General features: G+C 68.7%; 21 protein-coding genes and 1 pseudogene. 14 read left to right on the forward strand and 8 right to left on the reverse strand.

The features are described from left to right. Window positions 1-36 precede the first annotated feature (36 nt). From PI990_RS31545 to PI990_RS10975, 3 genes and pseudogenes are all read left to right on the forward strand, one after another. Window positions 37-321 (forward strand): annotated as a pseudogene (locus tag PI990_RS31545) (PAS domain-containing protein); the annotation flags it as partial. A 249-nt stretch (window positions 322-570) separates the two neighbouring features. Continuing rightward, window positions 571-1,602, forward strand: coding sequence for a methyl-accepting chemotaxis protein (locus tag PI990_RS10970; RefSeq protein WP_374981891.1), 1,032 nt, complete (start codon window positions 571-573; stop codon window positions 1,600-1,602). Window positions 1,603-1,905: 303 nt separating this feature from the next. Then, window positions 1,906-2,535 (forward strand): tRNA-uridine aminocarboxypropyltransferase, encoded by a 630-nt coding sequence (locus tag PI990_RS10975; protein ID WP_271660614.1) that lies wholly within the window; start codon window positions 1,906-1,908, stop codon window positions 2,533-2,535. Here PI990_RS10975 and PI990_RS10980 read toward each other — a convergent pair. Next, window positions 2,502-2,861, reverse strand: coding sequence for an antibiotic biosynthesis monooxygenase family protein (locus PI990_RS10980; RefSeq protein WP_271660615.1), 360 nt, complete (start codon window positions 2,859-2,861; stop codon window positions 2,502-2,504). The two genes, PI990_RS10975 and PI990_RS10980, sit on opposite strands and share 34 nt — an antisense overlap. After that, a complete protein-coding gene (locus PI990_RS10985; protein ID WP_271660616.1) occupies window positions 2,858-3,568 on the reverse strand; it encodes a CTP synthase C-terminal region-related (seleno)protein in 711 nt (236 codons plus the stop codon). The genes PI990_RS10980 and PI990_RS10985 overlap by 4 nt, the downstream gene beginning before the upstream one ends. A gap of 87 nt (window positions 3,569-3,655) precedes the next feature. Here PI990_RS10985 and PI990_RS10990 point away from each other — a divergent pair, with 87 nt between their 5' ends. Beyond that, window positions 3,656-4,537, forward strand: a complete 882-nt coding sequence (locus tag PI990_RS10990; RefSeq protein WP_271660617.1) for a LysR substrate-binding domain-containing protein — start codon at window positions 3,656-3,658, stop codon at window positions 4,535-4,537. A 9-nt stretch (window positions 4,538-4,546) separates the two neighbouring features. Here PI990_RS10990 and ssuE read toward each other — a convergent pair whose 3' ends face one another. Genes ssuE through PI990_RS11015 form a run of 5 tightly spaced genes read right to left on the reverse strand, consistent with a single transcriptional unit; the run spans window position 4,547 to window position 8,875 of the window. Further along, window positions 4,547-5,134, reverse strand: a complete 588-nt coding sequence (ssuE, locus tag PI990_RS10995; RefSeq protein ID WP_271660618.1) for an NADPH-dependent FMN reductase — start codon at window positions 5,132-5,134, stop codon at window positions 4,547-4,549. Window positions 5,135-5,144: 10 nt separating this feature from the next. Beyond that, on the reverse strand, window positions 5,145-5,966 hold the full coding sequence (locus PI990_RS11000; protein WP_031289083.1) for an ABC transporter ATP-binding protein: 822 nt from the start codon (window positions 5,964-5,966) through the stop codon (window positions 5,145-5,147). A 16-nt stretch (window positions 5,967-5,982) separates the two neighbouring features. Beyond that, window positions 5,983-6,753, reverse strand: a complete 771-nt coding sequence (locus PI990_RS11005) for an ABC transporter permease (RefSeq protein ID WP_271660619.1) — start codon at window positions 6,751-6,753, stop codon at window positions 5,983-5,985. A gap of 9 nt (window positions 6,754-6,762) precedes the next feature. Continuing rightward, complete coding sequence (locus PI990_RS11010) at window positions 6,763-7,530, reverse strand: ABC transporter permease (RefSeq protein WP_271660620.1); 768 nt, start codon at window positions 7,528-7,530, stop codon at window positions 6,763-6,765. Between the two features lies 1 nt (window position 7,531). After that, window positions 7,532-8,875, reverse strand: a complete 1,344-nt coding sequence (locus tag PI990_RS11015) for an MFS transporter (RefSeq protein WP_271660621.1) — start codon at window positions 8,873-8,875, stop codon at window positions 7,532-7,534. Window positions 8,876-9,631: 756 nt separating this feature from the next. Here PI990_RS11015 and PI990_RS11020 point away from each other — a divergent pair. From PI990_RS11020 to PI990_RS11065, 10 genes are all read left to right on the forward strand, one after another. Further along, on the forward strand, window positions 9,632-10,855 hold the full coding sequence (locus tag PI990_RS11020; protein ID WP_271660622.1) for an SfnB family sulfur acquisition oxidoreductase: 1,224 nt from the start codon (window positions 9,632-9,634) through the stop codon (window positions 10,853-10,855). A 10-nt stretch (window positions 10,856-10,865) separates the two neighbouring features. Continuing rightward, window positions 10,866-12,239, forward strand: coding sequence for an LLM class flavin-dependent oxidoreductase (locus tag PI990_RS11025; RefSeq protein WP_271660623.1), 1,374 nt, complete (start codon window positions 10,866-10,868; stop codon window positions 12,237-12,239). Further along, window positions 12,236-12,901 (forward strand): methionine ABC transporter permease, encoded by a 666-nt coding sequence (locus tag PI990_RS11030; protein ID WP_271660624.1) that lies wholly within the window; start codon window positions 12,236-12,238, stop codon window positions 12,899-12,901. Before PI990_RS11025 ends, PI990_RS11030 begins: the two co-directional genes overlap by 4 nt. A 95-nt stretch (window positions 12,902-12,996) precedes the next feature. Continuing rightward, entirely contained in the window at window positions 12,997-13,767 is a 771-nt protein-coding gene (locus PI990_RS11035) for a MetQ/NlpA family ABC transporter substrate-binding protein (RefSeq protein ID WP_263402187.1), read from the forward strand. Window positions 13,768-13,840: 73 nt separating this feature from the next. Then, on the forward strand, window positions 13,841-15,076 hold the full coding sequence (locus PI990_RS11040; RefSeq protein ID WP_271660625.1) for an SfnB family sulfur acquisition oxidoreductase: 1,236 nt from the start codon (window positions 13,841-13,843) through the stop codon (window positions 15,074-15,076). Window positions 15,077-15,086: 10 nt separating this feature from the next. Further along, window positions 15,087-16,295, forward strand: a complete 1,209-nt coding sequence (locus PI990_RS11045) for an SfnB family sulfur acquisition oxidoreductase (protein WP_271660626.1) — start codon at window positions 15,087-15,089, stop codon at window positions 16,293-16,295. Further along, window positions 16,295-17,737 carry an LLM class flavin-dependent oxidoreductase gene (locus PI990_RS11050; RefSeq protein WP_271660627.1) on the forward strand — a complete coding sequence of 481 codons (1,443 nt, stop codon included), beginning with the start codon at window positions 16,295-16,297 and terminating at the stop codon, window positions 17,735-17,737. The genes PI990_RS11045 and PI990_RS11050 overlap by 1 nt, the downstream gene beginning before the upstream one ends. Window positions 17,738-17,763: 26 nt before the next feature. Continuing rightward, window positions 17,764-18,558: a MetQ/NlpA family ABC transporter substrate-binding protein gene (locus PI990_RS11055; protein WP_271660628.1), complete on the forward strand. Its 795-nt coding sequence runs from the start codon at window positions 17,764-17,766 to the stop codon at window positions 18,556-18,558. A 290-nt stretch (window positions 18,559-18,848) separates the two neighbouring features. Further along, window positions 18,849-19,925, forward strand: coding sequence for a methionine ABC transporter ATP-binding protein (locus PI990_RS11060; protein WP_271660629.1), 1,077 nt, complete (start codon window positions 18,849-18,851; stop codon window positions 19,923-19,925). Further along, the gene (locus tag PI990_RS11065) at window positions 19,909-20,559 is read left to right on the forward strand and encodes a methionine ABC transporter permease (protein WP_021222800.1); all 651 of its coding nucleotides are present in this window, start codon (window positions 19,909-19,911) and stop codon (window positions 20,557-20,559) included. The genes PI990_RS11060 and PI990_RS11065 overlap by 17 nt, the downstream gene beginning before the upstream one ends. Window positions 20,560-20,598: 39 nt before the next feature. Here PI990_RS11065 and PI990_RS31445 read toward each other — a convergent pair whose 3' ends face one another. Continuing rightward, window positions 20,599-20,751: a PSPA7_2676 family Cys-rich small protein gene (locus tag PI990_RS31445; protein WP_286672668.1), complete on the reverse strand. Its 153-nt coding sequence runs from the start codon at window positions 20,749-20,751 to the stop codon at window positions 20,599-20,601. Window positions 20,752-20,764 lie beyond the last annotated feature (13 nt).

Consider the following 20,764-nt stretch of genomic DNA (forward strand, 5'->3'; position numbering starts at 1 on the left):
GGAAGTACACACGTACCTATCACCAGGGATTTGCGCATGCGCCAGAATCTACCCGTCACCCAGCGTGAAAGAACCTTCCCGGCCACCGAACGCCTGATCTCTACCACCGACCTCAGCAGCAAGATCACCTACTGCAACGACGCCTTCGTCGAGATCAGCGGCTTCTCCCGCGAGGAGCTGGTCGGCCAGCCGCACAACCTGGTGCGCCACCCCGACATGCCGCCCGCCGTCTTCGGCCACATGTGGGACACCCTCAAGCAGGGCAAGCCCTGGATGGGCCTGGTGAAGAACCGCTCCAAGAACGGCGACTTCTACTGGGTCAGCGCTTACGTCACACCGGTGTACGAGAACGGCCAGATGGTCGGCTACGAGTCCGTGCGCTCGCTGCCCACCCGCGAGCAGGTGCAGCGCGCCGACGCCCTCTACGCGCGCCTGCGGGCTGGCAAGGCGCCGGTGCCCTGGATCGAGTACTGGACCTACGATCTGGTCCGTTCCTGGCCGGTGATCCTCGCCACCCTGGTGATCCTCGGCGGTCACTTGCTCATTGGCGGTCCGGCGCTCGTGGGCCTGATGCTGGTGACCATGTTCGCCCTCGGCTCCTACCAGCTCTACAGCAAGCGGCAGACCATCCGCCAGACCCTGGCCGAGCATCCCAAGGCCTTCACCAGCGGCCTGGTATCGCTGACCTATTCCAGCAACAAGGGTGCGCAGGCGCTGCTCGACATGGCCATGATCAGCGAGGAAGCGCGCCTGCAGACGGCCCTCACGCGGCTGGAGGATGCCGGCATCAACGTCAAGCTACGGGCCTCGGACTCCTCCCGGCTGTCACGCTCCAGCGCCGAGTTGCTGGAGCAGCAGCGCTCCGAGACCGACCAGTCCGCCACTGCCATCAACCAGATGGCAGCGACCATCCAGGAGGTCTCGCACAACGTGCAGAACACCGCCCATGCCGCCGAGGAGGCCGACCGCCTGGCGCAGCAGGGGCGCGGCCTGGCCGGGGATAGCCTGAGCGCCATGCAGCACATGGCCAGTGCGGTGAGCGAGATCGGCCAGGCGGTGAACGAGCTGGCCAACTCCACCCAGTCCATCGGCAGCGTGGCCGACGTCATCACCTCCATCGCCGAGCAGACCAACTTGCTGGCGCTCAACGCCGCCATCGAAGCGGCCCGGGCCGGCGAGCAGGGCCGGGGCTTCGCCGTGGTCGCCGACGAGGTGCGCTCGCTGGCCTCGCGCACCCGCCAGTCCACCGAGCAGATCCACCAGATCATCGCCTCGCTGCGCTCCGGTGCCGACCGCGCGGTGGCTACCGCCAACCGGGGCGAGGAAATCTCCCGTGACAGCGTCGGCAGCGTCGAGGCCGTCGGCAAGGCGCTCGATGGCATCAGCCAGGCGGTGACGCGCATCACCGGCATGAGCCAGCAGATGGCCGCCGCCTCCGAACAACAGAGCCACGTGGCCGACGACATCAGCCGGCAGATCACCCGCATCGCCCAGCTCTCCGACCACAGCGCCGGCCAGGCCCAGGAAGGCGCGCAGATCAGCCAGGACCTCGAGCACATGGCCGAGTACCTGCACAGCCTGGCGGAACGCTTCAACCGCTAGCGACCGAGCATGGGCGGGCGGAGCCACGCAGGAGGGCGCGGTTCCCGGGGCAGGGATGCCCCACTTTCCCGAACCCCGCCCCCGTGTCCGTAGGATGGGTCGGGCGGCGCTCCGCGAGCTCTGCGAAACCCATCATCGCGGCGTTTCAGGCACCACAACGTGCCGCGCTCGACGCCGCCCGGTGGAGGTAAAAAGCGACCTCCACCCTACGCAGCGGTCATGCCCTTCGCGATCTTGTGGGCGCGAATTCATTCGCGAAAAGGGCCCACGCCGTGCTCGGCATCCATGGCAAAATCCCCGCCCATGTCCCGCCCCCAATGCCCCCGCTGCCAACGCCCCACCAGCCATTGCCTGTGCCCGCTGATCCCCAGCCTGCCCAGCCGTACCCGCGTGCTCGTCCTGCAGCACCCGAGCGAGGTGGGGCATGCGCTGAACACTGCACGGCTGGCGGCGCTGGGTCTGGAGAACGCCGAGCTGCGGGTGGGTGAGCACTTCCCTGAGCTGGCGGCCGAACTGGCCGACCCGCGCCATGACGCGCGGCTGCTGTTCCCGGGGGACGAGGCCGTGTCGTTGGCGGAGCTGGACGGCAGCGCCGGGCGCCCCGTGCTGCTGGTGGTGCCCGACGGCACCTGGCGCAAGGCGCGCAAGCTGCTGCACCTCAATCCCGCCCTGGCGGCCTTGCCCCGGGTCACGCTGCCGGCCGGCGGCGTCTCCCGCTACCGCCTGCGCAAGGCCCCGGCGCCGGGGGCGCTGTCCACCGTCGAGGCCATCGCCCAGGCGCTGGACCTGCTGGAAGCACCGGCCCGTTTCGATGCCTTGCTCAAACCCTTCGAAGCGTTGATCGAAGGCCAGATCGCCGCCATGGGCGAGGAGACCTTCCAGCGCAACCACGGCCAGCCTCAGGCCGGTTCCCCCGCGCGGGAGAAGCCGTAGGCGCGCTCCACTCGGGCGATGCGCACCTCGAAGGCGCTGTACCAATCCGCCCGGCCCCGTGCCCGCGCCAGGCTGTGTTCGCCCTGGCGCTTCCAGGCGAGGATCGCCGCCTCGCTCTCCCAGTAGGACACCGTGATGCCCAGCCCATCCGCGCCCCGCGCCGACTCCACGCCGAGGAAGCCCGGCTGCTCGCGCGCCAGGTCCACCATGCGCTCGGCCGTGTCGCCGTAGCCGTCATCCGTGGCGGTGCGCAGCGAGGTGAAGATCACCGCGTAGTAGGGCGCCGCCGGCGTCTGGGCGAACGCCTGCCCGTCGCCGCCGCTCATTGGGCGCAGGCCGCGACGAAGGCCGCCACCAGCGCGGGCAGGCGACCGGCGAGGGCGGCACGTTCCGGCTGGAACAGCGTGGCGACGAAGAAGGGATGGCCTTCCAGCTCCACGGCACGCACCTCGCCGCTGGCATCCCGCGCGCTGGCTTTCAGCGGCCCGCCGAGCAGCGCCGCCGCGAACTGCGGGTTGAGCCCGTAGCGGCAGTGGTAGCCCTCGAAGGCCAGCTCCGCACCATAGGCCCGGGCGATGCGCGAGCCGGGTTCCAGGCGCACCGAATCGATGGCTTCCAACAGAGAGCACGACAGCGGCGCGATCACCTGGCGGGCGGCGTCGGGTGCGCTCTCGCCGTGCTCGGCATCGGCCCAGCCCAGCACATTGCGCGCGTACTCCAGCAACGCATGCTGGAAGCCGCCGCAGGTGCCGAGGAAGGGCACGCCGTTGATCCGCGCATGGCCGATGGCACGCAGCGCTGCTTCGGTGTCGCGGTAGGGGCTGCCCGGCACGCACCAGAGGCCGTCGAAACCGGCGAGGGTGGCCGTGTCGAGGGCATCGGTGGCCAGCCAGGTGGGCGCCAGGCCGATGTCCAGTGCCGAAGCGGCCAGGGACAGCGCCTCGGGAATGGCCTGGTGGGCGGTGATTTCGGGATTGCGGTCGCCGATCAGGGCGATGCGCAGGCGGGTGGCGCGGGGGAGGGTGGAAGCCATGTCCGTTCCTTGTCTGCGGCGCGATATGCGCGGTGGCAGACGGACTATATAGTTGCGTCCTGGCACTCAATATTGGCGAAAACACAATTGATCATTGCAGCTGCGCACTATCGCCTGGAGCACGGCGACCTGGCCCTGGTGCTCGCCCTGGTCCGGGGCGGCAGCCTGGCGCGGGCCGCCGAACTGCTCAAGGTGGATGTCTCCACGGTGTTCCGCGCGGTGCGCAAGCTGGAGAAGGCCCTGGGCGAGGAACTGTTCGAGAAGAGCCGCGCCGGCTACCTGCCCGGCAGCACTGCGCTGCTCCTGGCCCAGCAGGCGGAACAGGCCGAACAGGCCCTGGAGGCGGCACGGGTGGCCCTGGAGCAGGGCCGCGAGGTGCTCAACGGCACGGTGCGCCTGACCTGCACCGACTCGGTGTTGCACGGCCTGTTGCTGCCGGCCCTGGCGCGCTTCATGCCCAACTACCCGGCGCTGCACCTGGAGCTGGCCACCTCCAACGACTTCGCCAACCTCAGCCGCCGCGACGCCGACATCGCCCTGCGCCTGACCAACGCGCCGCCGCAGCACCTGGTCGGCCGCTGCCTGGGCCAGGTCGCCTACGGCCTGTGCGCCAGCCCGGCCTACCTGCAGGGGCGCGACACCAGCGACCTGGCCGCCATGGCCTGGATCGCCCCGGACGAATTCCTGCCCAACCACCCCAGCGTGGTCTGGCGTCGCCAGCGCTACCCGGCGCTGGTGCCGGCCTACCGCTGCAACAGCATGCTCTCGGTCGCCGAAATGGCCCGTGCCGGGCTTGGCGTGGCGGCCCTGCCGCGCTTCCTCATCGGCGACGGGCTGCAGGCGCTGGAGGGCGAACTGCCGGATTGCGACACCGCCCTGTGGCTGTTGACCCGTCCGGATTGCCGCGCCCTGCGCTCGGTGGTGACGCTGTTCGACGAGCTGGGTGGCGCCATCCGCCTGGGTCCCTGAAGGCCGGGGTCAGATACCCCAGCGCGCCGCCTTCAGGCTGTCCCCCAGCTGGTGCGGTTGCAGCCGTGCGGGGCGACGCTGGAGGATTTCTAGCAACTGCTGCAGGCCGTCCCCCAGGCGCTGGCGCAGGTCGTCGGCCAGGGTGCCGCCCTGGTCGTCGAAGCTCACCTGGGCGTCGATGGCGAAGATGCCGTGCAGCACCTGCTGCGCCTTGAGGGCCGAGAGCACCGGCTTCAGCGCATAGTCCACCGCGAGCATATGGGCCAGGCTGCCGCCGCTGGCGATGGGCAGCACCGGCTTGTCGCACAGGGCGCGCTCCGGCAGCAGGTCGAGCAGGGTCTTCAGGGCGCCGGAGAAGGACGCCTTGTACACCGGGGTGGCGATCACCAGGGCGTCTGCCGCAGCCACCGCCTCGATCAGCACCTGCACGTCCGGGCTGTCGAAGCGCGCGTGGAGCAGGTCCTCGGCCTTGAAGTCGTGAATGCCGAAATGGCGCACGCTGGCGCCGTGCTCCACCAGCCAGCGCTGGCCGTGGGCGAGGATCACGCCGGAGCGCGAGCGCAGGCCGGGGCTGCCGGCGAGGGTGACGATCCGCATGCTGCGCTCCTCAGGCCGCCTGGCCGGCGGTGGGGGTGTCGTGGCCGGTCAGCTCGGTGAGCAGTTCCTCCTTGAGCGTCTGCAGCAGTGGCGAGGCACGGTCGCGCGGGTGCGGCAGGTCGACCCGGATCTCGTGCTTGATGCGCCCCGGGTGGGAGTCGAGCACGATCACCCGGTCGCCCAGGTAAAGCGCTTCCTCCACGTCGTGGGTGACCATGATCATGGTGCTGCGCTGCTGGATCCAGATGCGCTGCAGCTCGCGCTGCAGGTGCACGCGGGTCAGCGCGTCGAGGGCGCCCAGGGGCTCATCCAGCAGCAGGATCTTCGGCTTGTTCACCAGCGCACGGGCGATGGCCGCGCGTTGCGCCATGCCGCCGGAAAGCTGGTGCGGCCAGGCGTTCTCGAAGCCTTGCAGGTTGACCAGGGCGATGTGCTCGGCCACCAGGCGCTCCTTCTCGGCGGCGCTGAGGCGGTGGTTCTTCAGGGCCAGGGCGATGTTCTCGCGCACCGTCATCCAGGGAAACAGGCGGTGGTCCTGGAACACGATGCCGCGCTCCAGGCTGGTGGCGGCGATGCGCTGGCCGTCGAGGAGGATCTCGCCCTGGTAGTCGTTCTCCAGGCCGACGATCAGCCGCAGCAGGGTGGATTTGCCGCAGCCGCTGGCGCCGACGATGCTGACGAACTCGCCGGGGGCGACCTTCAGGTCGATGCCTTCGAGCACCGGCAGGTCGCGGCCCTCGATGCGGTACTGCTTGCTCAGGCCGCGGATCTCCAGGGCGCCGGGCAGGGTCTGTTGCTGCCCCGTGGGGGCGTGCTGTGCGAGTGCTGTCATGGTCATCAACCTGCGTTCAACGGGTGTTGCGCCAGCGCAGCAGATAGCGCGCCAGGCGGGAAAAGGTAAGGTTCATCAGGTAGCCGAGCAGGCCGATGCAGAGCACCGCGAGGACGATCACTTCCATGCGCGAGCCAGCCTCGGCGCTCATCATCAGGTTGCCCAGGCCGGCCCCGGAGGAGAGGAACAGCTCGCTGCCCACCGCCGTCACCCAGGCGAAGGCCAGGGCGTGCAGCAGGCCGGTGGCGATGCTCGGCAGCGCGGCCGGCAGCAGCACATGGCGGAACTGCTGCAAGGGGTGCAGCTCGAAGACCCGGCCCACCTCGCGGTAGCGCTTCTCCACCTGGGTGAAACCCTCGTAGGTGTTGAGCACCATCGGGTAGAAGGCGGCCAGGGAGACGATCAGCACCTTGGAGAATTCGCCATTGCCGAACCACATGGCGATCAGCGGGATCCAGCCCAGCATCGGCACCTGGCGGATGGCATGGAACAGCGGGCCGATGAGCCGGTCGGCCACCTTCGACAGCGCCATCAGCACGCCCAGGGCGAGGCCTGCGATCACGCCGAACAGCAGCCCGCCGCTGGTGCGCGCCAGGCTGGCGAAGAGGTTGACCAGCAGCTCGCCGTTGCCCAGCAGCTCGACCGCCGCCCGGCCGATGCGGCTCAGGGGGACGAAGGCGTAGGCGTTGGCGGCGTCCTGGCGCGACAGGGCTTCCCAGCCGGCCACCAGCAGCAGCGGCAGCACCAGGCCACGCAGGCGCGGCAGCAATGAAAGGATTCGGGACATAACGGGCTCCTAGCGCGACTGCCAGCGGAACAGGCGGCGTTCCAGCAGGCGGAAAACGAAATCGAGGTTGAAGCCGATCACCCCGGTGACCAGCACGCCGACCATCACCACGTCGATGCGCAGCATCTGCCGGCCCATCTCGATCATCTGCCCCAGGCCGCTGTCGGCGGCCAGTAGCTCGGCGGCCACCAGCACCACCCAGGCGCGGGTCAGGCTGATGCGCAGGCCGGTGATGATCGGCGGCGCGGCGGCGGGGAAGGCCACCTCGCGCACCAGGGTCGGCCAGCTCAGGCGGTACACGTCGGCCACCTCGAAGTAGCTGCGCGGGATGGCCTTCACCCCCTCGCTGGCGGCCAGGGCCACCGGGAAGAACGCGGCCTTGGCGACGATGACGATCTTGAAGGTCTCCTCGATGCCGAAGAACAGCACGAACATCGGGATCAGGGCGATGCTGGGAATCTGCCGCAGGCAGTGGAATAGCGGGCCGCAATAGGCTTCCACCTGCTTCGACAGCGCCATCAGCACGCCGAAGGCCAGGCCGCCGACGGCGCCGAAGCAGAAGCCCAGGCCCAGGCGCGACAGGCTGCCGCCCAGGTGCTCCTGCAGCTCGCCGCTTTGCAGCAGCTCCTCGAAGGCCTGCAGCACGTGCAGCGGCGGGATCAGCAACTGGCGGGGGAACAGGCCGGCCTCGATCACGATGGCCCAGAGCGCGAGCAGCGCCAGGGGCGAGATCAGCCAGGTGAGCGCACCCGGCAGGCGTTTCAGGGTCGCGGTCATGTCAGGCCTCGTTCAGCAGCGAAGGGGCGGGTGCCGGGGGCCGTCGCCGGGCGCGCAGCCAGCAGGCGAGGGCGGTGGCCAGCACCAGGGGAATCCAGCAGAGGAACAGGTTGCCGAGCCCGACCAGGTGGCTGACCAGCCCGCCGAGCATGGCGCCGCCGAAGCCGCCGAGCATGGTGGCGAGGTTGAACAGGCCGGAGATCTTGCTCTTGTCCATGGCGTGGCTGGCCAGTTGCGCCATGTTCACCAGGTGCACCTGGGCCGCGGCGATGCTCAGCAGCACCGCGCCCAGGGCCAGCAGCCAGTAGCCATGGGCCAGGCCCAGCAGGGCCAGGGCCGCCACCGCCGCCAGCAGGCTGGAGCCGTAGGCGAAGGCGCGGCCGCCGAGCTGCACCAGGCGGCCGAGGCCGAACAGGGCGAGCACCGAGGCCAGCCCCTGGATCATCACCAGGCTCACCGCCTGGCCCTGGGTCAGCCCGGCCACCTGCATGGCCAGCAACAGGATGAAGGTGCCGTAGAGGGAGCCGGTGGAGGCGCTGACCGCCTCGATCAGGCAGCTCTCGCTGATCGCCGGGTTGGCCAGCATGCCGCGCACCTCGTCCAGCAGCCCGCCACCGGGTGCGCTGGCGGCGCTCTCGTCGCCGCCGTCCTCGTTCCAGAAGCCCAGGCTGTAGGCGGCCATGGCGCCGAAGCACAGGCCGATCACCACGAAGCCCAGGGTGAAGCTGCCGGTGCCGCTCAGGGCATTGCCCAGCAGCGGGCCGATCAGCCCCATGCCCAGGGTCAGCGCGCCGCGGTACCAGCCGGCCTTGGCGTGGCCGATATGGCGCAGTTGGCGGAGGAAGGCGCTGTTCATCGAAACGATGCGGAAGGGGATGCACAGGCCGATCAGCAGCCGCGCCAGCGCCAGCCACCACCAACTGGCGAACACCGGGATCAGCAGGTTCAGCAGCATCGGCCCGAGGCTGGCGAGGAAGTACACCCGCCGCGCGCCGAAGCGGGCGATGACGAAACCGGCGGGCAGGGTGACGAAGATCATCCCCAGGGACTCCATGGCGGCGATCACGCCGATCTGCATGGAGTTGGCACCCAGCTCCAGCGCATAGAGGGTGGTGACGATCTTCGCCATGCCGATGGTGGCGCCACTGAAGGCGGCCAGCAGCAGGAAATTGAACAGGAAGGCGGACGGGCGCTGGCTCATGGTCGCGCCCCGCATGGCGGGAACGATGCCGTGAAGGGCGAAGGTGGAACAGGTATCGGCTGCATGCGTGGAGTCCTGGGCGAACAGCTGGCAGTCGGTAGCGCAAGGCGCATCGACCGCATGGGCGAGATGACATAGCAGCATGCGTGCCGCTTTTTGATTTCAATTCAAGTCATTGAATTAAAAGGGATTTATTTTGATGGGCGGCGCGATTGCGGATGCCGTGCTGCAAGGCCAGCAGCCCGGTGCTTGCATGGTGTTGCTGGGGCAGCAGTGGGGCGACAGGGTGTTTTTGCCGGTGCCGCGGCGCGGTTTATGGGGGGAACTGTGTGGGCGACGCCTTGGTGCTCGGGGCGAGTCCGCTTGGTGGATAAAAGAGCGTTATCCACCCTACCCAGCGGGGTAGCCCGTGCGGGCAAGATGCATCAGGCGGTGTAGGGTGGACCCCGCTTTATCGGTCCACCAGTCGGGGTCATGCCGGGCTCCGCTGGTGGATGAAAAGAGCGTCATCCACCCTACAGGGGCAACCGCAAGGCCTCGGGATGGGAGGGCTTTTTCTGTAGGGGCGACTTCAGTCGCCAAGCAGCCCGCAGGGTTGCCCGGTGGGCCTTGGGGCAACTCCGTTGCCCTTGGGCGACTGAAGTCGCCTCTACATCGGTTCCGTGCCGCCTGCATCCCCTTCGCGAGCAGAGCTCGCTCCTACGGTGAGGCCCACGCTCATCAACTGTTGCTCCAGCAACACCTGACCAACAGATTGCCTGCTCCAGCAGCCATGAAGTGTTGGGAAAAAACTCTATCTCATTGAATTTAAATGAAATAAAAATCAGGCACGGCTTGTGCTTTGTCTCTTTGCAAGCAAGGTCGCGGGTGTTCGCGATCCAACAGCACGAGCAGAGAGCCATGTCCCAAGACGTCATTTCCGCCCCCTATGCCCTGGGCATTCCGGACGCCCACATCATCCGCAGCGATGCCGAGGCCATCGAGGTCGCCCATCGCGTGGCGGCCTTCCTGCTGGAGGGCGATGCCGAGCGCGACCGCACCCGCGAGGTGCCGCCGGAGGTGGTGGATGTGTTCTCCAACAGCGGCCTCTGGGGCATCACCGTGCCCAAGGTGTTCGGTGGCGCCGAGGTGAGCTACGCCACCCTGGCCGAGGTGATCGCCATCATCTCCGCCGCCGACGCCTCCCTCGGGCAGATCCCGCAGAACCACTACTGCCTGCTGGAAGACATCCGCCTGCAGGGCACCTATGAGCAGAAGCGCGTGTTCTTCGGCCTGGCGCTCAGGGGCAACCGCTTCGCCAATGCCCTGTCGGAAACCGGCGGCAAGAACGTGCAGGACATCCAGACGCGCATCCGCCGCGACGGCGACGCCCACGTGATCAACGGCCGCAAGGGCTACTGCACCGGCTCGCTCTACGCCCACTGGCTGGCGGTGCTGGCCGTGGACGAAGAGGACAAGGGCCAGCTGGCCTTCGTCCAGCGTGGCAGCGCGGGGCTGGTGGTGGTGGACGACTGGTCCAGCATCGGCCAGCGCAACACCTCCAGCGGCACGGTGCTGGCGCAGAATCTGCGGGTGCCGGCCGAGCACCTGTTCCCCACCTACCGCTCCTACGAGAGCCCGACCCTGGCCGGGCCCTTCGCCCAGATCACCACCGCCGCCATCGACGCCGGCATCGCCCGCGCCGCCCTGCGCGATACCCTGAGCTTCGTCCGCGAGCACGCGCGCCCCTGGATCGACGCCGGGGTGGACAAGGCCAGCGAAGACCCGCTCACCCTCATCCAGATCGGCAACCTGGGCATCCGCCTGGAGGCCGCCGAAGCCCTGCTGGAACGCGCCGGCAAGGTGATGGACGCCGCGCGCCCGGCGCCGGACGAAGACAACGTCGCCCTGGCCTCCATCGCCGTGGCCAAGGCCAAGGTGCTGACCACCGAGATCGCCATCGAGGCCGCCAACCGCCTGTTCGAGCTGGGCGGCACCCGTTCCACCCTGCAGCAGCACAACCACGACCGCCACTGGCGCAACGCCCGGGTGCACACCCTGCACGACCCGGTGCGCTGGAAGTACCACATCGTCGGCAACTGGCTGCTCAACGGCGTCAAGCCGCCGCGTCACGACTGGTCCTGAGGCGCGCGCCATGAGCAAGCAGATCCGCCTCAACGCCTTCGCCATGAACACCGTCGGCCACCTGTCCCCGGGGCTCTGGCGCCACCCGCGCGACCAGGCGCGGCGCTACACCGACATTCACTACTGGATCGAGCTGGCGCGCACCCTGGAGCGCGGCAAGATCGACGGCCTGTTCATCGCCGACGTGCTGGGCGTGTACGACGTCTACCACGGTGGCCCCGAGCATGCCCTGACGCACGCCGCCCAGGTGCCGGCCAACGACCCGCTGCAACTGGTGCCGGCCATGGCCGCGGCCACCGAGCACCTGGGCTTCGGCGTCACCGCCTCGGTGTCCTTCGAGCACCCGTACCCCTTCGCCCGGCGCATGAGCACCCTGGATCACCTGACCCGCGGCCGCGCCGGCTGGAACATCGTTACCTCCTACCTGGAGAGCGGCGCACGCAACATCGGCCTCAAGCAGCAGCTCGACCACGCGCAGCGCTACGCCCTCGCCGCCGAGTACCTGGAGGTTTGCTACAAGCTCTGGGAAGCCAGCTGGGAGGATGACGCGGTGGTCGCCGATGCCGAGCGCGGCGTCTATGCCGACCCGGCCAAGGTGCACCCCATCGCCCACAAGGGCGAGCACTTCGAGGTGCCCGGTTTTCACCTCAGCGAGCCCTCGCCGCAACGTACCCCGGTGCTCTACCAGGCCGGCGCCTCCAGCCGGGGCAAGGCCTTCGCCGCCGGCAACGCCGAGTGCGTGTTCGTCGCCGCGCCCACCCGCCACATCCTCCGCAACCAGGTCGCCGACCTGCGCCGCCAGGCCGAGGCCAACGGCCGCAAGGGCAGCGACCTGCTGGTGTTCAACCAGCTCACGGTGATCGTCGCGCCCACCGACGCCGAGGCCCAGGCCAAGCTGCGCGAATACCGCGAGTACGCCAGCCACGACGGCGCGCTGACCCTGATGTCCGGCTGGACCGGCATCGATTTCGGCCAGTACGCGCCGGACCAGGTGCTGCGCCAGGTCGAGAGCAACGCCATCCAGTCGGCGGTGGACGCCTTCACCGCCGCCGACCCGAGCCGCACCTGGACCACCGCCGAGATCGCCGACTACTGCGCCCTGGGCGGCGACGGCCCGCTGCTGGTGGGCTCGCCGCAACGGGTCGCCGACGAGTTGCAGGCCTGGGTCGAGGAAACCGACGTCGACGGCTTCAACCTCTCCAGCATCGTGGCGCCGGAAACCTTCGTCGACATCGTCGACCTGCTGGTGCCCGAGCTGCAGGCGCGCGGCCTGTTCAAGCGCGAGTACGAAACCGGCAGCCTGCGCCACAAGCTGTTCGGCCAGGGTGACCGCCTCGCCGAACCGCACCCGGCGGCGCGCCTGCGCAGAAGGGGCGGGGCATGAACGAACTGCTCGCCAACCTCGACTGGGTGGAGATCGGCCAGGCCTGCATCGACACCCTGACCATGCTCGCCCTGGCCCTCGGCTTCACCGTGTTGCTGGGCCTGCCCCTGGGCGTGCTGCTGTACCTCACCGGCAAGAAGCAGCTGCACGAGAAGCCCGGCTTCTACCGCCTCGCCTCGGCCCTGGTGAACATGCTGCGTTCGCTGCCCTTCATCATCCTGCTGATCGTGATGATCCCGCTGACCACGCTGCTCACCGGCACCTCCCTCGGCGTCGCCGGGGCCATTCCGCCGCTGGTGGCCGGCTGCACGCCGTTCTTCGGGCGCCTGGTGGAAACCGCCCTGCGCGAAGTCGACCGCGGCCTGGTGGAGGCCACCCAGTCCATGGGCGCCAGCACCTGGCAGATCATCTGGCACACCCTGCTGCCCGAGGCCCGCACCGGGCTGATCGCCGCCATCACCGTCACCGCCATCGTGCTGGTGGATTACACCGCCATGGCCGGGGTGATCGGTGGCGGTGGCCTCGGCGACCTGGCCATCCGCTTCGGCTACCAGCGTTTCCAGACCGACGTGATGGTGGTCACCGTGGCCCTGCTGGTGGTGCTGGTGCAGGCCCTGCAGATGAGCGGCGACCGCCTGGTGGTGCGCTACAGCCGTCGTTGAGTCCCTATCCCGCCGGCAGCCGGGCACCGCTGCCGAACACGGCCCCACGTCCGCCCCACGACGGCCAACCCCACATTGCCCCAGGAGCAACACCCATGAAAAAGGCTATCGCAGTACTGGCCGCCGTCGTCGCTTTCTCCGCCCAGGCGGGCGAAAAACTGGTGGTGGGCGCCACCCCCGTGCCCCACGCGGAAATCCTCGAATTCGTCAAACCCACCCTGGCCAAGGAAGGGGTCGACCTGGACATCAAGGTGTTCACCGACTTCATCCAGCCCAACGTGCAGCTGGCGGAGAAGAACCTCGACGCCAACTACTACCAGTACCGCCCGTTCCTCGATGAATTCAACAAGAGCCGCCACACCGACCTAGTGCCGGTGGTGGGCATCCACATCGAGCCCTTCGGCGCCTACTCCACCAAGATCAAGACGCTCGGCGAGCTGAAGGACGGCGCCTCGGTGGCCATCCCCAACGACCCGGTCAACACCGGCCGCGCCCTGGTGCTGCTGCACGAGGCGGGGCTGATCACGCTCAAGGACCCGAGCAACACCCTGGCCACCCAGCGCGACATCGCCGAGAACCCGAAGAAGCTGAAGATCCGCGAGCTCGAAGGCGCGCTGCTGGCCCGCTCGGTAAGCCAGGTGGACCTCGCCTTCGTTTTCGCCAACTACGCCCTGGAAGCCGGCATCGACACCAACAGCGCGCTGATCGTCGAGAAGGGCAAGGACCTCTACGCCGAATTCCTCGTCGCCCGTCCCGACAACCGCGAGGACCCGGGCGTGCAGAAACTGGCCAAGGCGCTGAATTCGCCGGAGGTCCGCCAGTTCATTCTCTCCCGCTACAAGGGCCAGATCGCCCCGGCGTTCTGACTCACCGGCCCCGTGCCGTCGGCCCTCCGGGGCCAGCGGCGCGGGGCGCAATCCGCAACCCAAGGCCACATGCATGACTAACGAAACCGAACCCAAGGTTCTTCGTGATGAAGCGCCACCGCTACTCCCGGCGGCGCTGATCGAGAACGATGCCCAGGCCCTGCTCGCCGCCCACGAAGTGGCGAAGCTGGCCAAGGAAGGGGCTGCACACCGTGACCGCGAACGCCTGCTGCCCTGGCGCGAGCTGGAACGCTTCACCCGGCTCGGCCTGGGTGGCATCCGCATCCCGCGCGCCTATGGCGGCGCCGAGGTGTCCTACGTCACCCTCGCCGAGGTGTTCCGCATCATCTGCGCGGCCGACCCGGCGCTGGGGCAGATCCCGCAGAACCAGTTCGGCCTGCTCAGCGTCATCGAGTGCGTCGGCAGCGAGGAACAGAAGCGCAAGGTCTTCGCCGGCATCCTCGAAGGGCGCCGCCTGGCCAATGCCGGGCCCGAGCGCAACACCCGGCACACCCTGGAGATCAAGGCGCGCATCACCCGCGGCGATGCCGGCCTCGAGGTCAGCGGCGAGAAGTTCTATTCCACTGGCGCGCTGTTTGCCCACTGGGTGGCGGTCAAGGCCATCGACGACAGCGGTGTCGGCGTGCTCTCCCTGGTGGAGCGCGGGGTGCCGGGGCTGGCGATAGTCGACGACTGGTCCGGCTTCGGCCAGCGCACCACCGCCAGCGGCACCGTGTTGCTGGACCGCGCCCCCGTGGCCGACGACCTGGTGTTCCACAACGGCCGCCTGGCCGAGGTGCCGAGCATCCAGGGCGCGCTGTCGCAGCTGATCCAGGCGGCCATCGATGCCGGCATCGCCGAGGCCGCCATCGACGACGCCATCGCCTTCATCCGCGAGCGCTCGCGGCCCTGGGTCGACGCCGGCGTCGAGCGCGCCAGCGAAGAGCTCTACACCATTGCCGAGATCGGCCGCCTGAAGGTCGAGCTGAACGCCGCCAACGCGCTGCTGGAACGCGCCGGGCAGGTACTCGACGAGATCGCCGCCGCGCCCATCGACGCCGCGGCCGCCGCCCGCGCCTCGATCGCCGTCGCCGAGGCCAAGGTGCTGACCACCGAGATCAGCCTGCTGGCCAGCGAGAAGCTGTTCGAGCTGGCCGGCAGCCGCGCCACCCTCGCCGAGTTCAACCTCGACCGCCACTGGCGCAACGCCCGGGTGCACACCCTGCACGACCCGGTGCGCTGGAAGGTCCACGCCGTCGGCAACTACCACCTCAATGGCGCCTTCCCGGCGCGTCATTCCTGGATATGAGGCAGCGCCCATGACCCTCCTGCAACCGCAACAGGGCCCGGCGGTGGCCATCATCCGCGACGACGCCGAGGCCCTGGCCGTGGCCCGGCAACTGGCCGAGGCATTCCGCAGCGGCGCTGCCGAGCGCGACCGCGAGCGGCGCCTGCCCCATGCCGAACTCGACACCTTCAGCCGCTCCGGCCTGTGGGGCATCACCGTGCCCCGCGCGTTCGGTGGCGCCGGGGTGTCCCGCGTCACCCTGGCCCGCGTGGTGGCGATCATCTGCGCCGCCGACAGCTCCATCGGACAGATCCCGCAGAACCATTTCTACGCCCTCGAAGTGCTGCGGGTGAACGGCAGCGAGGCCCAGCAACGGCGCCTGTTCGCCGCCGCCCTGGCCGGCGAGCGCTTCGGCAACGCCCTGGCGGAAATCGGCACGCGCACCTCCAACGACCGCATCACCAAACTGGTCGCCGATGGCGAGAACTTCCGCATCCAGGGCCGCAAGTTCTACTGCACCGGTGCGCTCTACGCCCAGCGCGTGCCGACCCTGGCGGTGGGCGAGGACGGCCACCAGCATTTCGCCTTCGTCGAGCGCAACGCACCGGGGCTTTCGATCGTCGACGACTGGTCCGGCTTCGGCCAGCGCACCACCGGCAGCGGCACCGCGATCTTCGACAACGTGCCGGTGGCCGCCGAGGACGTGGTCTCGTTCCAGGCCGCCTTCGAGCGCCCGACCACGGTCGGCCCCTTCGCCCAGATCCTCCACGCCGCCATCGACGCCGGCATCGCCCGCGAAGCCTATGAAGACGCCTTGGCGTTCGTGCGCACCCGCTCGCGGCCCTGGATCGACGCCGGGGTGGACAAGGCCAGCGACGACCCGCTGGCGATCCACGAATTCGGCCGCCTGGCCATCCGCCTGCATGCCGCCGAGGCCATCCTCGACCGCGCCGGGCGCATCCTCGACGCCGCCACGGCGGAGCCCACGGTGGAGAGCGTCGCCGCTGCCTCCATCGCCGTCGCCGAGGCCCGCGCGCTGACCACCGAGGTGTCGCTCAACGCCGGCAGCAAGCTGCTGGAGCTGGCCGGCACCCGCGCCACCCTGGCCGAGCACAACCTCGACCGCCACTGGCGCAACGCCCGGGTGCACACCCTGCACGACCCGGTGCGCTGGAAGGTCCACGCGGTGGGCAACTACTACCTCAACGAGGTACTGCCACCACGACGGGGGACGATCTGATGGCGCGCAAGCAGATCCTCCTCAACGCCTTCAACATGAACTGCGTGGGGCACATCAACCACGGCCTCTGGACCCACCCGCGCGACCGCTCCAGCGACTACCGCACGCTGGCCTACTGGACGGAGCTGGCGCAGCTGCTGGAGCGCGGGCTGTTCGACGGGCTGTTCCTGGCGGACATCGTCGGCGTCTACGACGTGTATCAGGGCAACGTCGACCTGACCCTCAAGGAGAGCATCCAGTTGCCGGTCAACGACCCGCTGCTGCTGGTCTCCGCCATGGCCGGGGTGACCCGCCACCTGGGCTTCGGCCTCACCGCCAACCTCAGCTACGACGCGCCCTACCTGTTCGCCCGGCGCATGAGCACGCTGGACCACCTCAGCGATGGCCGCGTGGGCTGGAACATCGTCACCGGCTACCTGGAAAGCGCGGCGCGGGCCATGGGCCTGACCCAGCAGGTGGAGCACGACCGCCGCTACGACCAGGCCGACGAGTACCTGGAGGTGCTCTACAAGCTCTGGCAGGGCAGCTGGGAGGAGGGCGCGGTGCTCGGCGACCGCCAGCGGCGCCTCTACGCCCAGCCGGAGAAGGTGCACAAGGTCCACCACCACGGCGAGTTCTACGACGTCGAGGGCTACCACCTCTGCGAGCCCTCGCCGCAGCGCACGCCGGTGCTGTTCCAGGCCGGCTCCTCGGCGCGCGGCCTGCGCTTCGCCGGCGAGCATGCCGAGTGCGTGTTCATCAGCGGCAACAACCGCGAGGCCACCCGCGCCCAGGTGGACAAGGTGCGCGCCGCCGCCCAGGCCGCCGGTCGTGATCCGCAGGCGGTGAAGGTGTTCATGGGCATCAGCGTGATCGTCGCGCCCACCGAGGCCGAGGCCCGCGCCAAGCACGCCGAGTACCTGGCCTATGCCAGCGCCGAGGCGGGTGTCGCCCATTTCGCCAGTTCCACCGGCATCGACTTCGCCGAGTACGGCCTGGACGAGCCCATCCGCCCGGTGAAGACCAATGCCATCGAATCGGCCACCAACAAGCTGCGGGAGAACAGCCTGACCCGCCGTCAGCTCCTGGAGCAGCACGCCCTGGGCGGTCGCTACATCCTCCTGGTGGGCTCGCCGACCCAGGTGGCCGACGAACTGCTGGCCTGGGTCGACGAGACCGGGCTGGACGGCTTCAACCTCACCCGCATCGTCACCCCGGAAAGCTACGCCGACTTCATCGACCTGGTGATCCCCGAGCTGCAGGCCCGCGGCGCCTACAAGACCGCGTATGCCGAAGGCACCCTGCGCCACAAGCTGTTCGGCGCGGGTAACCACCTGCCTGCGGACCATAGGGGTGCCCATGTTGGGGCGAATTCATTCGCCCAGCAGGCCGCAGGCCTGCCTTCCGACCTCTCAGGGAGCGCTGCGCGCTCCTTGGCGACTGAAGTCGCCCCTACACAGTGATTCTCCATTACCCGAGGAATGAACCCATGACCCGATTTACCCTCAAGACCCTCACCCTCGGCCTGCTCCTGGCCACCGGCATCGCCCAGGCCGCCGAGCAGACCCTGAAGGTGGGTACCACCGCCGCCTTCGCCCCGCCCCTGGAAGTGGCGGTGGAAGAGGCCGCCAAGCAGGGCCTCAAGGTCGAGCTGGTGGAGTTCACCGACTGGAACACGCCGAACATCACCCTGGCCAACGGCGATATCGACGCCAACTACTTCCAGCACACGCCCTTCCTGGAGAACGCCAACAAGGAAGGCGGTTTCAAGCTGAAAGCCTTCGCCCCCGGGATCATCAACAACGTCGGCCTGTATTCGAAGAAGTACAAGGCCATCGCCGACCTGCCCGAGGGCGCCAAGGTGGCCATCGCCAACGACCCCATCAACGGCGGTCGCGGCCTGCAGCTGCTGCAGAAGGCCGGCCTGCTCAAGCTCAAGGAGGGCGTGGGCTACAAGGCGACCCTGGACGACATCGTCGACAACCCCAGGCACATCGACATCATCGAGCTGGAGGCCGTGCAGCTGGTGCGCGCCCTGGACGACGTCGACCTGGCCCAGGGCTACCCGCACTACATCCGCCTGGCCGGCACGATCGACCCCAACAGCGCACTGCTCTTCGACGGCATCGAGAACAAGGAATACATCATCCAGTTCGTCACCCGTGGCGATTACCAGGACGACGGCCGCCTGGCGAAGTTCGTCGACGTCTACCAGCACTCGCCGCAAGTCCGCGCCGCCTTGGATAAGGCGCACGGAAGTTTGTACCAGCCCGGCTGGCAGTGATGCCCCTGGAATCCAGGGCTACCGGAGGCACGGTGTCATTGCTGTTTGTGGGAGCGAATTCATTCGCGAAAGGAGCGCGCAGCGCTCCCCGGGCGGCCCTGGCAGTCCTTCGGCCTGCAATCGCGGATGAATCCGCTCCCACAGGTTCTGCGTCGCTCGGCCATTGGAAATCAGCGTGTAGCCCGGGCTTCAGCCCGGGAGCGGCGTGGATCATTCCCGCGCTGAAGCCCGGGCTACTGACTCCCAAGGCTCCTGTTTTCGGGCTTTAAACATATTTTCGAGAGGCCCTTATGGTCAGTTTCAACCGCACTATCAGCCTGGACCTGCCGCACATCCGCCTGCAGGGGCTGGGCAAGGCCTACCAGGGCAACCAGGGGCCGCTGCAGGCGTTGCAGGGCATCGACCTGGAGATCCGCCGGGGCGAGGTGTTCGGCATCATCGGCCGCAGCGGCGCCGGCAAGTCGTCGCTGATCCGCACCCTCAACCGCCTGGAGAAGCCCTCGGTGGGCCAGGTGGTGATAGACGAGGAGGACATCGGCGCCTTCGACGAAAAGCAGCTGGTGCTGCTGCGCCGGCGCGTCGGCATGATCTTCCAGCACTTCAACCTGATGTCGGCCAAGACCGTCTGGCAGAACGTCGCCCTGCCGCTGAAGGTGGCGGGCGTGGCCAAGGCCGATATCGAGCGCAAGGTCGGCGAACTGCTGGCCCTGGTGGGCCTGTCTGAGAAGCGCGACGCCTACCCGGCGCAGCTTTCCGGCGGGCAGAAGCAGCGTGTCGGCATCGCCCGGGCGCTGGTGCACCAGCCGGAGATCCTGCTCTGCGACGAGGCCACCTCGGCGTTGGACCCGGAGAGCACCCAGTCGATCCTGGCGCTGCTGCGCGACATCAACAAACGCCTGGGCCTGACCATCGTGCTGATCACCCACGAGATGGGCGTGATCCGCGAAATCTGCGACCGCGTGGTGGTGCTGGAACGCGGCCGGGTGGTGGAGCAGGGCGAGGTGTGGCGGGTATTCGGTGACCCGCAGCACGAAGTCACCCGCACCCTGCTGGGCACCCTGCGCCACGAGTTGCCGGACGACCTGCAAGGCCGCCTGGCCAACGAACCGGTGGCCGGCGGCGATCTGCTGCTGGACCTGCACTTCACCGGCGCCAGCGGCCGCGAGCCGGACCTGCTGGCCATCACCCAGGCCCTGGGCACGCGGGTGAGCCTGCTGCACGGCGGCATCGACCGCATCCAGGGCCGCGCCCAGGGGCACCTGCTGGTGCGCATCAGCGATGTGGGGCAGGGCGGTGCCTGGGTGCTGGAGCAGGCCCACGGCCTGGCGGACAAGGCGGAGGTGCTCGGCTATGTCGCCCATGCTTGACCGCCTGCTGCAGGGCATTCTCGACACGCTGCTGATGATCGGCGCCTCGTCGCTGATCGTGTTCCTGGTGGGCATCCCCCTGGCGCTGGTGCTGGTCACCACGGGCCCGGGCGGGATCTTCGAGGCGCGTGCGCTCAACCGTTCGCTGGGCAGCGTGGTCAACGTGCTGCGCTCGATCCCCTTCCTGATCCTGATGGTGGCGCTGATCCCCTTCACCCGGCTGATCGTCGGCACCAGCTACGGCGTCTGGGCCGCGGTGGTGCCGCTGACCATCGCCGCCACGCCGTTCTTCGCACGCATCGCCGAGGTGAGCCTGCGCGAGGTGGACTTCGGCCTGGTGGAAGCGGCCCAGGCCATGGGCTGCCAACGCCGCCACATCATCTGGAACGTGCTGCTGCCGGAGGCGCGCCCGGGCATCGTCGGCGGCTTCACCATCACCCTGGTGACCATGATCAACTCCTCGGCCATGGCCGGCGCCATTGGCGCGGGCGGGCTGGGCGACCTGGCGTATCGCTACGGCTACCAGCGCTTCGACACGCAGATCATGCTCACGGTGATCATCCTGCTGGTGGTGCTGGTGACCCTGATCCAGTTCGGTGGGGATCGGCTGGCGCGACTGCTCAACAAACGCTAGAAAAACTGACTGCGTTGCCGCTGCGGCGTTGAGCGGCTGCTAGCCGGGCGAGGGCTCCTCGGGGACCTCGCGCTTCACGTAGCGATGGGCGCCGCAGCGTGTGCAGCGCTGGCAGAGCATGGGCTCGGCGCCCACGTCGGTTTCGTGTCCTTCGGTCCAGCTGCATCCGAACAGAAAACAATGGAGTCGCATGTAACCTCCCGGG

The sequence above is a fragment of the Pseudomonas sp. TUM22785 genome (genome assembly GCF_028198105.1).
In the GTDB taxonomy this organism is placed as follows: Bacteria; Pseudomonadota; Gammaproteobacteria; order Pseudomonadales; family Pseudomonadaceae; genus Metapseudomonas; species Metapseudomonas solani.

What these genes read in the sequence shown, in the direction of transcription:
- PI990_RS10970 (WP_374981891.1), top strand. Translation starts at nt 571, where the DNA reads ATGCTGGTGACCATGTTCGCCCTCGGCTCCTACCAGCTCTACAGCAAG.
- PI990_RS10975 (WP_271660614.1), top strand. Translation starts at nt 1,906, where the DNA reads ATGTCCCGCCCCCAATGCCCCCGCTGCCAACGCCCCACCAGCCATTGC.
- PI990_RS10980 (WP_271660615.1), bottom strand. Translation starts at nt 2,861, where the DNA reads ATGAGCGGCGGCGACGGGCAGGCGTTCGCCCAGACGCCGGCGGCGCCC.
- PI990_RS10985 (WP_271660616.1), bottom strand. Translation starts at nt 3,568, where the DNA reads ATGGCTTCCACCCTCCCCCGCGCCACCCGCCTGCGCATCGCCCTGATC.
- ssuE (WP_271660618.1), bottom strand. Translation starts at nt 5,134, where the DNA reads ATGCGGATCGTCACCCTCGCCGGCAGCCCCGGCCTGCGCTCGCGCTCC.
- PI990_RS11000 (WP_031289083.1), bottom strand. Translation starts at nt 5,966, where the DNA reads ATGACAGCACTCGCACAGCACGCCCCCACGGGGCAGCAACAGACCCTG.
- PI990_RS11005 (WP_271660619.1), bottom strand. Translation starts at nt 6,753, where the DNA reads ATGTCCCGAATCCTTTCATTGCTGCCGCGCCTGCGTGGCCTGGTGCTG.
- PI990_RS11010 (WP_271660620.1), bottom strand. Translation starts at nt 7,530, where the DNA reads ATGACCGCGACCCTGAAACGCCTGCCGGGTGCGCTCACCTGGCTGATC.
- PI990_RS11015 (WP_271660621.1), bottom strand. Translation starts at nt 8,875, where the DNA reads ATGCTGCTATGTCATCTCGCCCATGCGGTCGATGCGCCTTGCGCTACC.
- PI990_RS11020 (WP_271660622.1), top strand. Translation starts at nt 9,632, where the DNA reads ATGTCCCAAGACGTCATTTCCGCCCCCTATGCCCTGGGCATTCCGGAC.
- PI990_RS11025 (WP_271660623.1), top strand. Translation starts at nt 10,866, where the DNA reads ATGAGCAAGCAGATCCGCCTCAACGCCTTCGCCATGAACACCGTCGGC.
- PI990_RS11030 (WP_271660624.1), top strand. Translation starts at nt 12,236, where the DNA reads ATGAACGAACTGCTCGCCAACCTCGACTGGGTGGAGATCGGCCAGGCC.
- PI990_RS11035 (WP_263402187.1), top strand. Translation starts at nt 12,997, where the DNA reads ATGAAAAAGGCTATCGCAGTACTGGCCGCCGTCGTCGCTTTCTCCGCC.
- PI990_RS11040 (WP_271660625.1), top strand. Translation starts at nt 13,841, where the DNA reads ATGACTAACGAAACCGAACCCAAGGTTCTTCGTGATGAAGCGCCACCG.
- PI990_RS11045 (WP_271660626.1), top strand. Translation starts at nt 15,087, where the DNA reads ATGACCCTCCTGCAACCGCAACAGGGCCCGGCGGTGGCCATCATCCGC.
- PI990_RS11050 (WP_271660627.1), top strand. Translation starts at nt 16,295, where the DNA reads ATGGCGCGCAAGCAGATCCTCCTCAACGCCTTCAACATGAACTGCGTG.
- PI990_RS11055 (WP_271660628.1), top strand. Translation starts at nt 17,764, where the DNA reads ATGACCCGATTTACCCTCAAGACCCTCACCCTCGGCCTGCTCCTGGCC.
- PI990_RS11060 (WP_271660629.1), top strand. Translation starts at nt 18,849, where the DNA reads ATGGTCAGTTTCAACCGCACTATCAGCCTGGACCTGCCGCACATCCGC.
- PI990_RS11065 (WP_021222800.1), top strand. Translation starts at nt 19,909, where the DNA reads ATGTCGCCCATGCTTGACCGCCTGCTGCAGGGCATTCTCGACACGCTG.
- PI990_RS31445 (WP_286672668.1), bottom strand. Translation starts at nt 20,751, where the DNA reads ATGCGACTCCATTGTTTTCTGTTCGGATGCAGCTGGACCGAAGGACAC.